General features: G+C 43.0%; 15 protein-coding genes. 3 read left to right on the top strand and 12 right to left on the bottom strand.

The window, feature by feature from the left end; translation table 11 throughout:
• Positions 1-23 precede the first annotated feature (23 nt).
• The 7 genes from FHS86_RS05370 to FHS86_RS05340 form a co-directional block, all read right to left on the bottom strand.
• Positions 24-476, bottom strand: a complete 453-nt coding sequence (locus FHS86_RS05370; protein WP_429411910.1) for a GAF domain-containing protein — start codon at positions 474-476, stop codon at positions 24-26.
• Between the two features lie 52 nt (positions 477-528).
• Positions 529-981, bottom strand: a complete 453-nt coding sequence (pyrI, locus tag FHS86_RS05365) for an aspartate carbamoyltransferase regulatory subunit (protein WP_429411908.1) — start codon at positions 979-981, stop codon at positions 529-531.
• 11 nt (positions 982-992) lie between these two features.
• Positions 993-1,904: an aspartate carbamoyltransferase gene (pyrB, locus tag FHS86_RS05360; protein WP_429411906.1), complete on the bottom strand. Its 912-nt coding sequence runs from the start codon at positions 1,902-1,904 to the stop codon at positions 993-995.
• A gap of 260 nt (positions 1,905-2,164) precedes the next feature.
• Positions 2,165-2,782, bottom strand: coding sequence for an IMPACT family protein (locus tag FHS86_RS05355; RefSeq protein ID WP_429411903.1), 618 nt, complete (start codon positions 2,780-2,782; stop codon positions 2,165-2,167).
• The gene (locus FHS86_RS05350) at positions 2,782-3,558 is read right to left on the bottom strand and encodes an EamA family transporter (protein WP_429411901.1); all 777 of its coding nucleotides are present in this window, start codon (positions 3,556-3,558) and stop codon (positions 2,782-2,784) included. Before FHS86_RS05350 ends, FHS86_RS05355 begins: the two co-directional genes overlap by 1 nt.
• Positions 3,559-3,693: 135 nt before the next feature.
• On the bottom strand, positions 3,694-5,121 hold the full coding sequence (gene dnaA, locus FHS86_RS05345; RefSeq protein WP_429411899.1) for a chromosomal replication initiator protein DnaA: 1,428 nt from the start codon (positions 5,119-5,121) through the stop codon (positions 3,694-3,696).
• 610 nt (positions 5,122-5,731) lie between these two features.
• Positions 5,732-6,916: an N-acetylmuramoyl-L-alanine amidase family protein gene (locus FHS86_RS05340; RefSeq protein WP_429411897.1), complete on the bottom strand. Its 1,185-nt coding sequence runs from the start codon at positions 6,914-6,916 to the stop codon at positions 5,732-5,734.
• Between the two features lie 251 nt (positions 6,917-7,167).
• Between FHS86_RS05340 and FHS86_RS05335 the strand changes: the two genes are divergently transcribed.
• Positions 7,168-9,699: a putative LPS assembly protein LptD gene (locus tag FHS86_RS05335; protein ID WP_429411896.1), complete on the top strand. Its 2,532-nt coding sequence runs from the start codon at positions 7,168-7,170 to the stop codon at positions 9,697-9,699.
• Positions 9,700-9,798: 99 nt separating this feature from the next.
• A complete protein-coding gene (locus FHS86_RS05330) occupies positions 9,799-10,176 on the top strand; it encodes a RidA family protein (protein ID WP_429411894.1) in 378 nt (125 codons plus the stop codon).
• A gap of 151 nt (positions 10,177-10,327) precedes the next feature.
• On the opposite strand, the gene rplI is transcribed toward FHS86_RS05330, so the two are convergent.
• Genes rplI through rpsF form a run of 3 tightly spaced genes read right to left on the bottom strand, consistent with a single transcriptional unit; the run spans position 10,328 to position 11,413 of the window.
• Positions 10,328-10,774 (bottom strand): 50S ribosomal protein L9, encoded by a 447-nt coding sequence (gene rplI, locus FHS86_RS05325; RefSeq protein ID WP_429411893.1) that lies wholly within the window; start codon positions 10,772-10,774, stop codon positions 10,328-10,330.
• Positions 10,775-10,790: 16 nt separating this feature from the next.
• Positions 10,791-11,060: a 30S ribosomal protein S18 gene (gene rpsR, locus FHS86_RS05320; RefSeq protein ID WP_429411891.1), complete on the bottom strand. Its 270-nt coding sequence runs from the start codon at positions 11,058-11,060 to the stop codon at positions 10,791-10,793.
• 2 nt (positions 11,061-11,062) lie between these two features.
• Entirely contained in the window at positions 11,063-11,413 is a 351-nt protein-coding gene (gene rpsF / locus FHS86_RS05315) for a 30S ribosomal protein S6 (RefSeq protein WP_429411889.1), read from the bottom strand.
• A 177-nt stretch (positions 11,414-11,590) separates the two neighbouring features.
• On the opposite strand from rpsF, the gene FHS86_RS05310 reads away from it, so the two are divergent.
• A complete protein-coding gene (locus FHS86_RS05310; protein WP_429411887.1) occupies positions 11,591-13,219 on the top strand; it encodes an alkaline phosphatase family protein in 1,629 nt (542 codons plus the stop codon).
• Positions 13,220-13,471: 252 nt separating this feature from the next.
• On the opposite strand, the gene FHS86_RS05305 is transcribed toward FHS86_RS05310, so the two are convergent.
• Together FHS86_RS05305 and FHS86_RS05300 are read right to left on the bottom strand one after the other, a co-directional pair.
• Positions 13,472-13,918, bottom strand: a complete 447-nt coding sequence (locus FHS86_RS05305; protein ID WP_429412107.1) for a methyl-accepting chemotaxis protein — start codon at positions 13,916-13,918, stop codon at positions 13,472-13,474.
• 714 nt (positions 13,919-14,632) lie between these two features.
• Complete coding sequence (locus tag FHS86_RS05300) at positions 14,633-15,949, bottom strand: aspartate kinase (protein WP_429411885.1); 1,317 nt, start codon at positions 15,947-15,949, stop codon at positions 14,633-14,635.
• Positions 15,950-16,000 lie beyond the last annotated feature (51 nt).

Genomic DNA, 16,000 nt, shown 5'->3' with positions numbered 1-16,000 from the left:
GCTTTTTTTTGGTGTTCAGTTGCTTAAAACAAATGTCTTATTTTTTCGGCAATGGCCTCAAGCAGCTCCTGATCAGCAGCAGTAAAGGGGGCGGCCGAATGGGAGTCGATGTCGATTTCGGCAACAAACGTTCCGTCTTTTAATACCGGAGCAACAATTTCACTCTGTACATCAAGGCTGCAGGCAATGTAGTTGTCCATTTGGCTTACATCCTGCACAATCATCGTTTCCTTGTTTTCGGCCACCTGCCCGCAAACGCCCTTTCCTACAGGAATTTGAGTATGATCGGTGGCTTTTCCAACATAAGGACCAAGGTGCAAAATCTGGCTTTCCTTGTCTAAAAGATAGAAACCAACCCAGTCGTAATGGTAAACTTCTTTTTTGAGTAGCTGACAAATAGCCAGCAACACTTCATCCCGGTTTTCTCCCGAAATGATCAGCTCGTCAACATTATTCAGTATTTCTTCGATGTTCATTTTTGCAATTTATTGGTATTTGCCACAAAAATATAAACATTGTATTGAAAACCTATTTGATAACGATCTCGTCCTCACTGGTTATTTTCTCGCAGTATTGGCATTTCAACTCAATGGGCTGTTCCGAAAGCACGGTGAAGCGGGTGGTAATTGCTTCGTGGTTGGTAATGCACTTTGGATTGAAACACCTGGCAATGCTTATAATTTCATCGGGAATTTCTACCACACGTTTTTCAACTACCTCATAGTTTTTGATGGTGTTGAGTTTGGCATGTGGCGCAATAAGGGCAATCTTGTCGATCTCATCTCCCTGAAAGAAACGATTGGCTACCTTAATAATTCCCTTTTGTCCCAATTGCTTGCTGTCGAGGTTGGTACCAAAGGTGATCATGTCCTGTCCCTTATCCAGTTCGAGAATGGTGATCACGTCGAAAAGCCGGCTGGCTGGTATATGGTCGATAACGGTTCCATCTTTGATGGCGCTAACTTGTAATGCTTTATCCATGATTCGCTTTTTTATTTGAGTCCCATAATGTGTGAAATAATTGCCTGTCGGGTAAATACCCCATTGAGCGCCTGTGTAAAGTAGTAGGCCTTTGGGTTGGTGTCAACATCGGTGTGAATCTCGTTGACCCTTGGCAGGGGATGAAGGATCTTCATGGTATCCTTGGTGTTTTTCAGCATTTTATTCTTCAGAATGTAAACGTTCTTCACCTTTTCATATTCCATTGGATCGCTGAACCGTTCTTTCTGAACACGGGTCATATAAATAATGTCGGCTTCCGAAATGATGTCGTTGAACTCACTGTGTTCGAAATACCTGATTCCCTTTTTGGTAAGAAATTGCTTGTATTCACGTGGCATGGCCAGTTCGGGCGGAGCGATGAAATTGAAAATCGGATTTTCAAAAACCGAAAGTGCCTGCAGCAGCGAGTGCACTGTTCTTCCATATTTCAGGTCGCCCACCATGAAAATGTTGATGTTGTCGAGGCGGCCCTGTGTTTTCATAATGGAATACATGTCGAGCAAGGTTTGGGTGGGATGCTGGTTGGCCCCGTCGCCGGCATTGATTACCGGTACGTCCGATACTTCGCTGGCATAACGTGCGCTTCCTTCGAGCGGATGGCGCATTACAATCATGTCGGCATAATTGCTCACCATGCGGATGGTGTCGTGCAGTGTTTCGCCTTTGGAAACACTCGACGAAGAAGAGTCGCTAAAGCCAACAATTCGTCCACCCAGCCGGCTGATTGCTGTCTCGAAGCTTAGGCGGGTGCGTGTCGATGGCTCAAAAAACAACGAAGCAACCACCTTCCCGTTAAGCAGGTTTTGGTTGGGGTTTTCTTCAAACCAGGCAGCAAGCTCCATGATTCGCAGGTAATCTTCCTTGCTGAAATCGGTAATTGAAATTAAGTTCTTTGGATGCATAGGTCGTGTATTTATTGCTCCTTAAAGGAGCTTGGTTTTGGTCATAAAAAAAACCAACAGTACTACACTGCTGGTTTAAATGCTTTGCTCAATTGAAATTTCAGGGTATTGATACACAACACCCGGTATGTAATTGGTGCTAATGTTTGCGTTCTTTTCATTAAAGTCTAAAAGTAAGAATAAAAGCTATTCAATGCCATGCTAATTTGCATCTTAACACAATTATTTTTGAACAATTCATTCACAATGATCTGCGTTTATCAATTGTTGTCTTCTAACTTTTTGACAATCAGTCCCTCGATTTTTTCCAGTTTGCTGCTAACTTCTTCTTCCTGCTTCAATCGTATGCCAATTTTTAGTTGACAGTTGGTGGTGTATTCTGCTTCAAGTGTTTCAACCTGGTATTCATTAAGGATGCGCATTACCGTGTTTTGAAGCGGATATTCAAACCGGAGCTGGTAGCTGTTGGTAACGATTTTTGCTATTATTTTGGCATTCGACAGTACATCGATGGTGGCATTTTTGTATGCGTTGATTAAACCGCTTACTCCCAGCAGGGTGCCTCCAAAATAGCGGACAACAACAACCAGCAGGTTGGTCAGTTCGTGGCTCATCAACTGGCCATGAATGGGCCTGCCTGCCGTACCCGAGGGTTCACCGTCGTCGTTGGCCCGGTAGTGCTCGCCATCTTTGCCCAGGCGGTAAGCATAACAATGGTGGCGTGCACTGTAATGTTCTTTCTTTAGTTCGTTAAGGTGTGCTTTTATTTCATCTTCTGTTTCAACCGGAAATGCATAGGCAAGAAACTTGCTTCCCTTGTCCTTGAACATTCCTTCGGCATTGCTGCCTATGGTTTTATAAGTGTCGTTGATTTCCATTACAACTGAGTTAAAAGGATGATGCCAATCAAGGACAGTACAACACCGATTCGGTTTAATTTACTGAGCTGTTCTTTGAAAAGGAAGAAACCCAGCAAGAGCGAAAAGCAAACAATGGCCAGATTGTTAATACCAAATACGAGCGAACTGTCGAGACCACTATTATTGAGTGCTTTCATTAAAAAGAAAAGCGATCCAAAGTTAGCCAAACCCAGGGCAATTCCCAGTGGAAGACTCCTGAAAGAAAAAATATTTAGCTTTTCGCGGGTGAAGGGAATGAAAAGGAGCGAGGCCAAAAGTGAGGTGCCAAACAGGACCGAAGAAAAGAGCTGTATCTGGTGGTCGGGTACAAACCGATGTTGCGCCGTTTTAACCAAAGTGTCGACGCTGCCCGAACCAATGAACAGAATCAGCGGTAGAAAGGTGTACAGGGTTTTGATGTTTTTTCGTGGTGGCTGGTAAATGGCCAAAGCAACAGCTACCAGTGTAAAGGCTATTTTACCTAATTTCAACAGGCTGATTTGTTCGTCGAATAGAAAAAGTGAAAAGAAAATAGGAAAAATCATCGACATGCGGGTGGCAATGGTGGTTAGCGACATGCCGGCCTTGGCAGTTGAATGCCCGATGAGGAAAAACATTACTACAAACAGAAAACCAATGATGCCGGCAATGGGAAGCCAGCCAGATGAAAGCAGCTGTGTTCCAGCCAGGTCTGTGTTACTGCTTAGCAGCCCCAGTGTTGCAGCCACCAGGTAGTTGATGATAATAATTCCCAACAGCCTGGCTTTTAGCCTTTCTCTTATTTTGAAGATGAAATAAATTCCTGTTGAGCTCAGTATGCTTAACCAAAGAAAGATCATGCTTAAAGATAAAAAAAGCAGATCGTGATGACCTGCTTTGTGGTAGTATTTTTAAACTTTTAATCGCTTTTCTATTTCTTCCAGATCGCCCCTGAACTGTTTGTCGGTATCGATCAGGTTGTTCACCGTTTTACAGGCGTGCAACACGGTTGCATGATCCTTGTGACCTATTTGTGCTCCAATAGAAGCGAGTGAGGACTTGGTCATGGTTTTGGAAAAGTACATGGCAATTTGACGTGCCTGTACAATTTCTCTTTTTCGGGTTTTCGACTGAAGGGCATCGGTTGGCATCTTGAAGTAATCACATACGATTTTCTGGATGTAGTCGATGGTGATTTCGTGTTTGCTTTGCTTTACAATTTTGTTGATCAGCTCGATGGCCAGGTCAACCGTTATGGCTTTCTTGTTCAGCGTTGACTGAGCCAGTAAGGAGATGAGTGCGCCTTCGAGCTCTCTTACGTTGGTGCTGATGTTTTGGGCAATGTACTCCAGAACATCATCAGGCATGCTAAGTCCGTCTTTGTACGTTTTCTTTTTGAGAATCGACAGCCGGGTTTCGTAACTCGGATTTTGCAAATCGGTAGTCAGCCCCCATTTGAACCTCGAAAGCAAACGTTGTTCAATTCCCTTGATTTCGATTGGTGATTTATCGGAAGTAAGGATCAGCTGCTTTCCGAGTTGATGCAGGTGGTTAAAAATGTGGAAAAAGGTTTCCTGGGTTTTCTCCTTTCCTGCAAATTCCTGAACATCGTCGATAATAAGCACGTCGATCATCTGATAGAAGTGCAGGAAGTCGTTTCGGGTGTTGTTACGTGTTGCTTCTGAATATTGTGTGATGAATTTGTTCGCATTGACATACAATACTACCTTCTCGGGGTAGCGCTCTTTTACTTCAATCCCGATTGCATGGGCCAAATGGGTTTTCCCCAGGCCACTGTCTCCATAAATCATCAACGGGTTAAAAGCGGTGCCACCCGGGTTTTGGGCCACAGCATAGCCAGCCGAGCGAGCCAGCCGGTTGCATTCTCCTTCTACAAAATTTTCAAAGGTATTGTCTTTCTTTAGTTGCGGGTCGATGTGCAACTTTTGAATGCCCGGAATTACAAAGGGGTTCTTAATGGTTAAGGCATCGTTCCTCACAGGTACCGATACCGGTCTGTTGTTCAGTTTGCTGTTGTTGTTGGTTGGGTAATTTACGGTAAGCGCGTTGTTTTGCTGCTGATGATCGCTCATTACCACGTTGTACTCAAGTTTGGCTTCGGTGCCAATTACCTTCCTTAAAGTTTTTCTCAATATATCGATATACTGCTCTTCGAGGTATTCGTAGAAAAACGGACTAGGAACCTGGATGGTTAAGATATTTCCTTCCAGTTTTAATGGTTTAATGGGCTCAAACCAAGTACGGAAACTGATTGGCTGAACATTATCTCTGATAACTGATAAACAATCATTCCATATTTGGTGATGATTCTTATTCATTACGGGTGATTTGAGTTTAAGTTCTGTTATTAATAATTTGGGTGAGCCGTAAGGCTTACACAAAAGTGTGAAAAAAAACCTGAAAAAAAAATTGAATTACGCTTGTTTTTTAACGATTGTTTTTAAGCACTTGTGAGTCAGTTGGGATTTTTTTTGAATTCTTGTTGATTGATATATCTATCAGATATACAACAAGATATGTGTTCTTCGGAGTTTTAAGTGATTGATAGGCAATCTATTTTGTAAAGGCTTGACATCGCTTCACCCTGTTCGCAATAAACACCTGCGGATAATAAATCTTTAAAACAAAAATACATACATTGCAATACTAAATAAAAAATATTAGATATGCAAATAACGATAAATTGAATAGAATTGTTCCTGACCAATGTCTGGTTCATTTTCCCCAGTGTGTTTACAATACAGTAATAAATATCTTTCGCGATTTTTTCTTTAATCAATATTCGTTTAACAATTTTTTAAGAATCTGCAAAGTTTTTAACAAGGTAATTAATTGGTGAGTTCATAGTAATGAAAAATCAATAAGTCATATATAGCTCATCAAGGCAGAGGTCGAAATTATGTTGTTGAACATATCGGCATTCATTTTTTAGTAGCTGACAACTTTATCCTTTTTCCCGTTTACTAAACGAATTAAAATGGCACCACCATGTTCCTGCTTGAGTTTTTGCTGAATTTTTTTTGCTTCATCGAGATGAGTTGTCAGCCCTTTGCAATATTTGAACCAATTATCTTCGTTATATACATAAACAGGGACTTCCGATTTAAAAACCGGATGGTCGGGATTCAGGCGGGTTTTACTGGCCATAATTTGAATCGAATACCAGGTTCCGTTTTGCGTGAGCGAAAGCAGGTCATTGTTGTCGGTTGAAGCAGGTTTTACAGGCTGTTCGGTCAGGATGGGCTGAGTGTTGACTTGTTGTTGTACTGTCTCGACAGCCGGGGCTTGTTGGCTTGCTGTACTTGTTTCCTGTGTGTTGCTTAGCAATACACCCGAGCGCGCATCAACCCGCATTTTGTAGTGGGCAAAAGCATCGGCAATCGATTGAGCCATCTGTTGTCTTCCCTGATTGCTGATAAGAAACTGCAGTTCGTTTTTGTTGCTGATAAAACCCAGTTCGACAAGTACCGATGGCATGCTGGTTCTGCGGAGCACAAGAAAGCCGGCCTGGCGTACTCCGCGACTTTTGCGTTGTGCAGTGCTGATAAAGCTTTGTTGAACCTGATCGGCAAAGAAACGGCTTTGCTCCAAAAATTCGTTTTGTATCAGTTCAAACATGATGTACGATTCGGCCGAATTGGGATCAAACCCTTCATAGCGGGTGCTATAATCGTCTTCGAGCAGAATGACGGAGTTCTCCATTTGGGCTACTTTCAGGTTTTCTTCTGTGCGATGATTTCCCAGAATATAGGTTTCAGATCCATAAATGTGTTCCGATTTGAAGTAGTTTACATGAATCGAAATAAAAAGATCGGCTTTGCTCTTGTTGGCAATTTCGGCCCGTTCTGCCAGAGGGACAAAAACATCGTTGTCGCGGGTGTACAGCACTTCCACCTGTGGAAACTGTGTTTTTATCAGCTCACCGGTACGCAAGGCAACATCAAGTACAATATGTTTCTCTCTTACCTTACCGATCAAAGCACCTGGATCTTTTCCTCCGTGGCCCGCATCAATTACTACCTTCTTCAGTTGATTGGGCTTTTCTTGTGCCACTAGCTGCTGAAGAGGAATCAGCATCAGGGTGATTAGGAATAATTGAAATATTTTTAACATTTTTTGGAGCTTATGCAATAATAAACAGCTTAAGTTATAGTTTAACAGATGAGTCGCGACAAAGCTAAATTACATTTTTATATCAAGCAACTTTGAAAGGGCGAAAAACCTCTTAATGATAATACCGATAACGATAATTACATTATTTTTGAGCCTTAATTCTTTAACCCTTGAAGATTATCAGGTACATATACATAATTTCTTTGTTTTTGGTTTTGACACTTAGTGGCTTATCTCAAAACAACGCTGCGGTGTCCGATTCTATTGTGCGTGAACAGTCATTTACCCTGCTCGAAGAGGATACTACCGATGTTGCGCAAAAGCCTGTGATTGATGCGCCCATTAATTACAACTCGTTCGATTCGATGGCCGTGTCGATGGAGGATGGACAACAAATTGTGCATCTTTATGGTAAGGCCGATATAAAATATGGCACCATCGAATTGCAGGCCGATTACATTGCTGTTAACTTTGAAAAGAAAGAAATTTTTGCCAGCGGTCTTCCCGATTCAACCGGTGAGCTCACCGGTAAACCCCATTTTGCTGAAGGAAGCGAAGAATTTGACTGTGAATCGCTGCGTTATAATTTCGTTACCGGAAAAGGTTTTGTGGTGAATGTGGTTACCGAGCAGCAGGACGGTCTGGTGCGTGGCGGTAAAGCCAAAATGATGAACAAGGATGTGTATTGCATGGTCGATGGAAAGTATTCGACCTGCACGGCCGAACATCCGCATTTCTACCTGAAAATGGTGAAGGGAAAAGTGATCCGCAACAAGGCAATTATTACCGGACGTTCGTACCTGGTACTCGAAGATTTTCCCATTTACTTTCCATTTTTGCCCTACGGCTACATCCCTACCAATAATTCATCCTATTCATCGGGGGTGATTATTCCGTCGTATGGTGAAGAAAGTCGTTATGGTTTCTATTTGCGTGATGGTGGATTTTATTGGGCCGCCAGCGATTATTTCGATTTCAAAATTACCGGCGATGTGTATTCAAAAGGGAAGTGGGGGCTCAACATGAATACCAATTATAAACTGCGTTACAAATTTGGAGGGGGACTGGCACTGAGTTACAGCCGTTCGGTGACCGGAGAGCGGGGTGTTAACCAAACAGTAACACCTAACTACAGCATCCGCTGGAATCATTCTCAGGACGGGAAAGCCAATCCAACCCAAACTTTTTCGGCCTCCGTCGATTTCTCATCAAGCGGACACAGCAGGGAAAACGAGTACACCGACGCAGACCGCTACATGACCAACAGCAAAACATCTAGCATTTCGTACCGAAAAAATTTTCAAAACCTGCCCATCTCTTTATCTGCCAATATAAGGGCCAATCAGAATACGCGTGACTCAACCGTCAGCCTTACGCTTCCTTCATTAAATGTTAATATGAACAGCATTTATCCCTTCCGACGGAAAAACAGGGTGGGGAAGAAACGCTTCTATGAAGACTTTAAACTTTCGTACAGTACCCAGTTTGAAAGCAGTATTAAGGTGAAGGAAGATCAATTACTGACTACCCCTTATTCCGACTGGCGTAAAGGAGTAAAACACAACATCCCGATTACCCTGCCTTCGTTTCAGTTGTTCAACCATATTAATGTAGTGCCATCGTTTAACTACAGCGAAAGCTGGAACTTTAGCTATACCACCAAGCACTGGGTCGACGGGTATTTTGTGACTGACCCGCAAACCGGTATACAGCACTGGGTTGAAGGCCATGTTGAAGAAAATCAGAAAAGTTCATTTAAGCGTAATTACAATTACAATTACGGGGTAAGTGCATCCACAACGCTTTATGGTATGTACACCATGCGAAATCCCAACCGGCGCTTAAAGGCCATTCGGCATAAAATTGATCCGCGAATCGGCTTTTCCTACCATCCCGATTTTGCTCAGGAAAAATTTGGTTTTTACGAGATGGTGCAGATCGATTCGCTGGGGAGCTACCAGCGTTACGATATTTTTGAAGATGCCATGTACCGTGCTGCCGGCGCAGGCGAAAGCGGTTCGATTAATTTTGGCTTAAACAACAACATCGAAATGAAACTGGCCAATGTGAACGATACCACGACGAACGAAAAATTCAAAAAGGTGGCCATTTTCGATAACCTGGGTTTTAGCGGATCGTACAACCTGGCTGCCGATTCGATGAAATTATCGACCATTGGTTTGCAGGCCCGCACCAAAATTGCAGGCAATTCAATTACCATTACCGGTACGCTCGATCCTTATGCGCTCGATAAAAATGGCAGGCGCTACGACGAATACATGTGGAATTTGCCCACAGCCACGGGGCTTTCCAAACTGGGCCGGCTTACCTCGGTAAGTACCGGATTTAGCTTTAACTACAGCTCGGATAAACTAAAAAAGAAATTACAGGAAAAAAAGGGGGAGACTGAAAAGAAGGAGAAGGAGGGAGAACCACCTGTTCCACTTACTTATACTCCCTTTGACATGCCCTGGCGTGTTAGTGCCAATTATTCGTTTGGCTATACCAACAATGCAGGAAAAGCGGTTTTCAGACAATCGGTGAGTATCAATGGTGGCTTTGACTTAACTCCAAAGTGGAAAACTACCTTTAACAGTGGTTTTGACCTGGTCGCCATGAAGATGACCCGTACCATGTTTTCGATAGTACGCGACCTGCACTGCTGGACCATGTCGTTCGACTTTGTGCCCATTGGACAGGGCAAATATTATGCTTTTACTTTGCGGGCCAATGCCTCGATGTTGAAAGACCTTAAGGTGAACAAATCCGACCGCGATTTCTAATCGTGCCTTTCATTTTTTGAGTATTATTTTAAAATGTGTTTTGCATTTTTCGCATCTTTGACTGACAATGCAACGCTAGTTGACTAAACAACAACACTCATGAAAAAAATAATTTTTACCAGTGAAGCGCCGGCGGCAGTCGGTCCCTACAGTCAGGCCGTTGAAATAAACGGAACACTTTACATTTCGGGCCAGGTGCCCATTGATCCTGCAAGCGGAAAAGTGGTGGCAAACACTATTGAAGGACAAAGCGAACAGGTAATGAAAAATATAGCCGCCATATTGAAAGAAGCAGGCTATGCTTTTTCGGATGTGGTAAAATCGACCTGCCTGTTGAGCGACATGGCCAATTTCAAGGCAATGAACGAAGTGTATGCCCGCTATTATCCCGAAAACCAGCCTGCAAGAGCAGCCTTTGCAGTGAAAGAATTACCACTGGGTGTTTTGATCGAGATTGAAACTGTGGCAGTAAAATAGGTCAGAAGGAAAAAGTCATTAAGTCATTGGTCAATAAGTTAGTCATTAATGACCAATGACCACTGACTTTTTTTACATAAAAAATCCACCCCCGGAGAGAGGTGGATTTTATGTTTGTTTGAAAAAATGTTCGAAAGTGTTTTGAATACTTTTATTCTGATACGACTTCAAATTCGAAGTCAACTACCACTTCGCGGTGTAATTTAATTTTGGCAGTGTGTTTGCCAACTTCCTTAACACCTTCTTTGGAGATGGTAATATTTTTACGGTCAATTTCGATTCCCTGAGCTGCAATAACTTCAGCAAGTTGAATGTTGTTAACCGATCCAAAGATCTTTCCGGTAGTGCTTGTTTTTGCACCAATGGTCACTTTAACTTCGGCCAGTTTTTCAGCAAGTTGCTGAGCTTCGGCTTTCAGTTTAGCTTCCTTGTGTGCGCGCTGACGGGTATTTTCTGCGAGTACTTTTTTAGCCGATTCGCTTGCAATAATGGCCATACCCTGCGGAATTAAATAATTACGTCCGTAACCGTCTTTTACGCTTACTAAATCGTCCTTCGAACCAAGGTTCTGGACATCTTGTTTCAGTATGATTTCCATCTGTAGTCCTCCTTTTTTATTTCATTAAATCGGTTACGTATGGCAGCAATGCAATGTGACGTGCACGTTTCACTGCCTGCGATACTTTACGCTGGTACTTCAACGAGGTACCGGTAATACGGCGGGGTAAAATTTTTCCCTGCTCGTTGAGGAACTTTTTCAGGAATTCAGGATCCTTGTAGTCGACATATTTAATGCCATTCTTCTTGAAACGACAATACTTTTTCTTTTTAATCTCCACTGATGGCGGAGTTAAGTATCTGATTTCTGATTGATTTGATGCCATGATTATTTCTCCTCTGCTTTAGCTTTAACTTTTTTCCGACGTTTCTCACTGTATTCACTGGCATACTTGTCCAAACGGAAAGTAAGGAAACGAATGATGCGCTCGTCGCGACGGTACATAGTTTCCAGCTTTTGAATGAATGAAGTTTCTGCTTTGAATTCAATCAAATGGTAAAAGCCTGTAGATTTTTTCTGAATGGGATATGCCAGTTTTTTAAGGCCCCAATCTTCGTCATGGATGATCTCACCTCCGTTTTCGGAAATAAGACCGCTGAATTTAGCAACCACTTCCTTGAATTGTGCTTCCGACAATACAGGTGTGGCGATAAAAACAGTTTCGTACTGGTTAATCATAAAAATTTACCTTTTAGAAATTTAATTAATCGATTATTTCTCTCTTTTCAACCCGCGTAATCGACCGGTAAATAAATCGCTTACGTGGATTCAGCGGATTGAGCGCGCAAAAATAATAATAATTTCTTGTTTATCAAACAATTCAATTTTTTACTTTTGAGCCTTTAAATAAGGATTATGCGAAGAACAGCTGCCATTTTGGTTATTTCTCTTATAGTTTTCAATGTGCTGCAGGCGCAGAATTTTAATAATCACACTCCTAAACTGGTGATTGGAATTACTGTAGAGCATTTTCGAGCCGACTATATTGATCGCTACTGGGACAGTTTTCAGAACGATGGTTTTAAACGACTGGCAAAGGGAGGTGCTGTATTCAGCCAGGCACGCATCGACATTCATAATATCAAAGCAGCAACAGTGGTGCCTTCGGTGTACACAGGCACTTATCCTTCGCAGCACGGCATTGTTGGCAATCGCTGGTACAAGCAGGTGAGCGACCAGTTGGTCGAAGCCGTGAGCGATGATTATTACCTGACCGTTGGCAGCGATTCAGACGAAGGTGCCGTATCGGCACGTAAACTAAAGGAACTTACGCTTGGTGATGTGCTCAGGCAACAAACGAATTTTAAGTCGAAGGTTTATTCTCTGGCCCTGAATGCCGAAGCGGCTGTTCTGGCAGCCGGACATGCAGCCAATGCAGCATTCTGGTACGATAAAACCAACGGAAACTTCATTTCATCGTCCTACTATCTTGATCAGTTCCCCGATTGGGTCGTCTCGTTTAATGAGAAAAAATTTGCTTCGGATTATCTTCAGCGCGACTGGGAATTATTACTCCCCGAAAGTAGCTATAAGGCAGGTTATGCCGATGATTACCTTCTGGAACAGGGTTTCTGGAAGCGCTGGAATACTTTTCCATATAAGCTTGAGCGCATTGCCGCAGACCAGGAATTTCCTTTCGAACTGATTAAGGCCACTCCGTTTGGCAACCGGATGCTCCACGATTTCGCCGTTCATTTGATCGATCATGAAGAACTGGGTTCAGATGAAATCCCCGACTTATTGAATATTACCTTTTCAAGCCTCGACTATGCCAATAAATGGTTTATCCCTCAATCGGTCGAAATGCAGGAAAGTTATATTCGGCTCGATATCGAAATTGCCTCCTTGCTCAATTACCTCGATCAACGGCTGGGAAAAGACAATTACCTGGTATTTATGACGGCCGCTTCTACTTCGGGTTATCCGGTTGATGTGTTGAAAGATGAGTTTAACTTTGAAGGAGGAGCGTTCAATCCGCAAAGTGCTCTGGCACTTTTAAAAGCCTATTTGAATATTGTTTATGGCGAAGGTGAATGGCTTGCTCATTATAATGAAGAGCAAATTTATCTGAACCACCGGCTCATCGAAAGGAAAGGAGTAAAGTTGAACGACCTGCGTCACGAGGTGGCTTCCTTTCTTAACCAGTTTACCGGCGTAAAGGCAGCTGTGCCGGCACATGTAATTGAACAGGGCAACCTGAATAATCATCGTTTTCTCGCACTCGAAAACAGCTACAGTGTTCAGCGTTCGGGCGATGTTATGCTGGTGCTCGACGAAGGCTGGTATCCGGCCTACCGCTATCACCAGGTCGATTATTCCACCGTTAACCGGGTTCCCTTACTTTTCTACGGCCGCAACATTGTTCCTGTGGTGAATGATGACCCCGTTGAGCTGACCGACATTGTGCCTACCCTTTGCAAAGTGCTGGGAATTGTACCTCCCGACGATGCCAGGGGCAGCATACTTCAAAGTATTATACGCTAAGGGCTACCGCTCTGCATTCACTTCCTCACGGGCATTTGCTGCTTCGTGTCGGTCGGTTTTAAAGAAAGTAATCAGTTGGCCCAGCTTTTTTGCCTGGGTCGAAAGTTCTTCAGAGCCTGAAGCCAGTTCTTCGGATGAAGCCGCATTTTGCTGCGAAACCTGATTCAGTTGCTGGATGGCATTGTTGATCTGATCGGTGCTGCTGGTTTGTTCGATGTTGGCAAGACTGATTTGCTCTACCAGTCCGGCTGTTTAATCAATCTGGCTGATCAGTTGTTTGATAAATCCGGCCGATTCGTTGGTTTCTTTCATGGTAAGATCCGAAAGTTGTTTGATCTCATCGGCGGCCTGCTTACTGCTTTCGGCAAGTGCTCTCACTTCGCCGGCTACCACGGCAAATCCTTTTCCTGCATCGCCTGCCCTGGCCGCTTCAACCGATGCATTTAAGGCAAGTAGGTTAGTTTGATAAGCAATGTCGTTGATCACCTTGATTTTTTCCAGAATGTGCTTGATGGCCCTGACATTTCTGTCGATGGACTGCCCCATTTCTCCCATGCTTAATGATGCCGTTTTGGATAGTTGAGCAGTTTGCTGAGCATTTTCGGTATTCTGGTGATTGGCAGCCGAAATCTCTTCAACCGTGGCCGAAATCTCTTCGGTCGATGAAGCCTGTTCGCTGGCTCCCGACGAAATTTCCATTGCAGCTTCACTTTGCTGTGTCGATGATAATTCAATAAAGGAAGTTATTTTTTGAATTTCAGAAACAATCAGCATCAGCTGTTTACGCATTTTGGCCAGGGCCCTGGCAATTGCTCCAAATTCATTCTTCTTGGCCAGTACCTTGTCGTCAAAATTGAAATCGAGCATTCCGTTCGAAAGCTTATCAACAATGTCGTTCATTAACGAAACGACCGGCTTACTAAGATGCAGGTACATCATGTAGAAATTAAAAACCGAAACAAGTCCGATGGAAGGGATGACCCATATCAGATGATTGAGCCCCTTGATGGCAATAATGTAGGCAAAAATGGCAGTTAATCCGGCAATGTTGGTTGCTATTAATCCCATGATTAATACAACTGAACGGCGGTAAAAAATGTAGCTCGAAATGAATACAGCAAACATTACTGCAAATACAATCAAAATAAATCCTAAAATCTGGCTCATAGTAGTATTGGTTCGGTTGTTTATTTCGCTTAATTGATATTGTGATACTCTCGGTTTAAATAAGTGGTTAGTATTGGTGGTGTGAATTTAAAAAATATATTTTTTACAAATATTTATTATCGCATTTTTTTCAAAAGATCAATTAAATGATGGCTCACTGATAATGTTTGATTAACATATTGTTTGAAGCGTGGGAAATAAAAAAGCGCCATTGTAACAAGGGCGCTTTACTGTTATGCTGATATTTTAGTTGTGAAACAGGTGTTTGCTTAGGTGTTGCAGTGTTTCCTTTTTGTATTTGTTGTTGATTAATACAGACACATTATAACGGCTACCACCGTAGGAGATCATGCGTACCGGAATTCCTTCGAGAGCTTCAAAAATTTGTTTTGAGAACACTTTTTCTTCCGAAATCATGTCGCCAACAATGCAAACAATGGTTTGATCACGATCAATTTCAACTTCACCATAGGTTTTCAGTTCGGCTTCAATTTGGTTAATATAAGTATCGTTGTCGATGGTGAGTGAGATGGCGACCTCCGAAGTGGTAATCATGTCGATGGCGGTTTTGTATTTTTCGAAGATCTCGAAAACCCTGCGCAAAAAGCCATAGGCCATTAACATTCTGTCCGATCTGATTTTGATGGCAGTAATCCCGTCTTTTGCCGCTACCGCTTTTAGTCCCGAAATGGTTTTATCGTTCGAGATGAGGGTGCCGGGGGCATCGGGTTTCATGGTGTATTTAAGTCGTACCGGAATGTTGGCCGTACGAGCGGGCAATATTGTTAAGGGGTGCAGTATTTTGGCACCAAAGTAGGCCAGCTCCGCTGCTTCGGTAAAAAGCAGATTGTCGATGCGTGATGTGTTTTCGACATAGCGCGGGTCATTGTTGTGAATTCCGTCAATATCGGTCCATATTTGTACTTCTTCCGACTGTATAGCAGTTCCAAGCAGGGTGGCTGTGTAGTCGCTTCCACCGCGCTGCAGGTTGTCGATGGCTCCTTCGTGATTGCGGCAGATAAAGCCCTGGGTGATGTAAATATCCTGTTTGCCGGCTTTTTCAATAACGGGAGGTGCCAGTTGTTGGATGGCCGCCATATCGGCCTGTTTGTTTTCGTCGATGCGCATAAAGTCGAGTGCCGGAAGCAGTGCGGCCCGGTATCCGTTTTCCTGTAAAAGGAAAGTGACCAGCGCAGTTGAGATCAATTCGCCCTGGGCAAGCGTTATTTGCTCGTTGTTCAGATCAAAAGTCTCCCTGCATTGGTCCAGAAGGGTTTCAAAATGCTGGTCAACCACTGCCTGTCCCTTCTTCTTAAAATCTTCACTTTTATATAGCTCGGCAACAACCTTGTTGTATTTTAAGCGAAGTTCGGTGATGGCTTCCCGGGCTTTCTCTGTATTTTTTTCGTAAAGATAATTGCTGATTTCAACCAGGGCATTGGTTGTACCCGACATGGCCGACAACACGACAACTTTAGGCTCGCCATCGCTTATTATTTGCATTACCGACCGCATATTTTCAGGTGATCCTACTGAAGTACCACCAAATTTAAAAACTTTCATCAGTTTCTGAATTTAATTAAGTGTATCCCAAATTTATTCGCAAATATGACA

Origin of the sequence: Roseimarinus sediminis (genome assembly GCF_050433125.1) — a bacterium.
Lineage (GTDB): Bacteria > Bacteroidota > Bacteroidia > Bacteroidales > Prolixibacteraceae > Roseimarinus > Roseimarinus sediminis.
This window is presented reverse-complemented; position numbering and strand designations above follow the sequence as displayed.

Coding starts and splice junctions, on each gene's coding strand:
- FHS86_RS05370 (WP_429411910.1), bottom strand. CDS start 476: ATGAACATCGAAGAAATACTGAATAATGTTGACGAGCTGATCATTTCG.
- pyrI (WP_429411908.1), bottom strand. CDS start 981: ATGGATAAAGCATTACAAGTTAGCGCCATCAAAGATGGAACCGTTATC.
- pyrB (WP_429411906.1), bottom strand. CDS start 1,904: ATGCATCCAAAGAACTTAATTTCAATTACCGATTTCAGCAAGGAAGAT.
- FHS86_RS05355 (WP_429411903.1), bottom strand. CDS start 2,782: ATGGAAATCAACGACACTTATAAAACCATAGGCAGCAATGCCGAAGGA.
- dnaA (WP_429411899.1), bottom strand. CDS start 5,121: ATGAATAAGAATCATCACCAAATATGGAATGATTGTTTATCAGTTATC.
- FHS86_RS05340 (WP_429411897.1), bottom strand. CDS start 6,916: ATGTTAAAAATATTTCAATTATTCCTAATCACCCTGATGCTGATTCCT.
- FHS86_RS05330 (WP_429411894.1), top strand. CDS start 9,799: ATGAAAAAAATAATTTTTACCAGTGAAGCGCCGGCGGCAGTCGGTCCC.
- rplI (WP_429411893.1), bottom strand. CDS start 10,774: ATGGAAATCATACTGAAACAAGATGTCCAGAACCTTGGTTCGAAGGAC.
- rpsR (WP_429411891.1), bottom strand. CDS start 11,060: ATGGCATCAAATCAATCAGAAATCAGATACTTAACTCCGCCATCAGTG.
- rpsF (WP_429411889.1), bottom strand. CDS start 11,413: ATGATTAACCAGTACGAAACTGTTTTTATCGCCACACCTGTATTGTCG.
- FHS86_RS05310 (WP_429411887.1), top strand. CDS start 11,591: ATGCGAAGAACAGCTGCCATTTTGGTTATTTCTCTTATAGTTTTCAAT.
- FHS86_RS05305 (WP_429412107.1), bottom strand. CDS start 13,918: ATGGAAATTTCGTCGGGAGCCAGCGAACAGGCTTCATCGACCGAAGAG.
- FHS86_RS05300 (WP_429411885.1), bottom strand. CDS start 15,949: ATGAAAGTTTTTAAATTTGGTGGTACTTCAGTAGGATCACCTGAAAAT.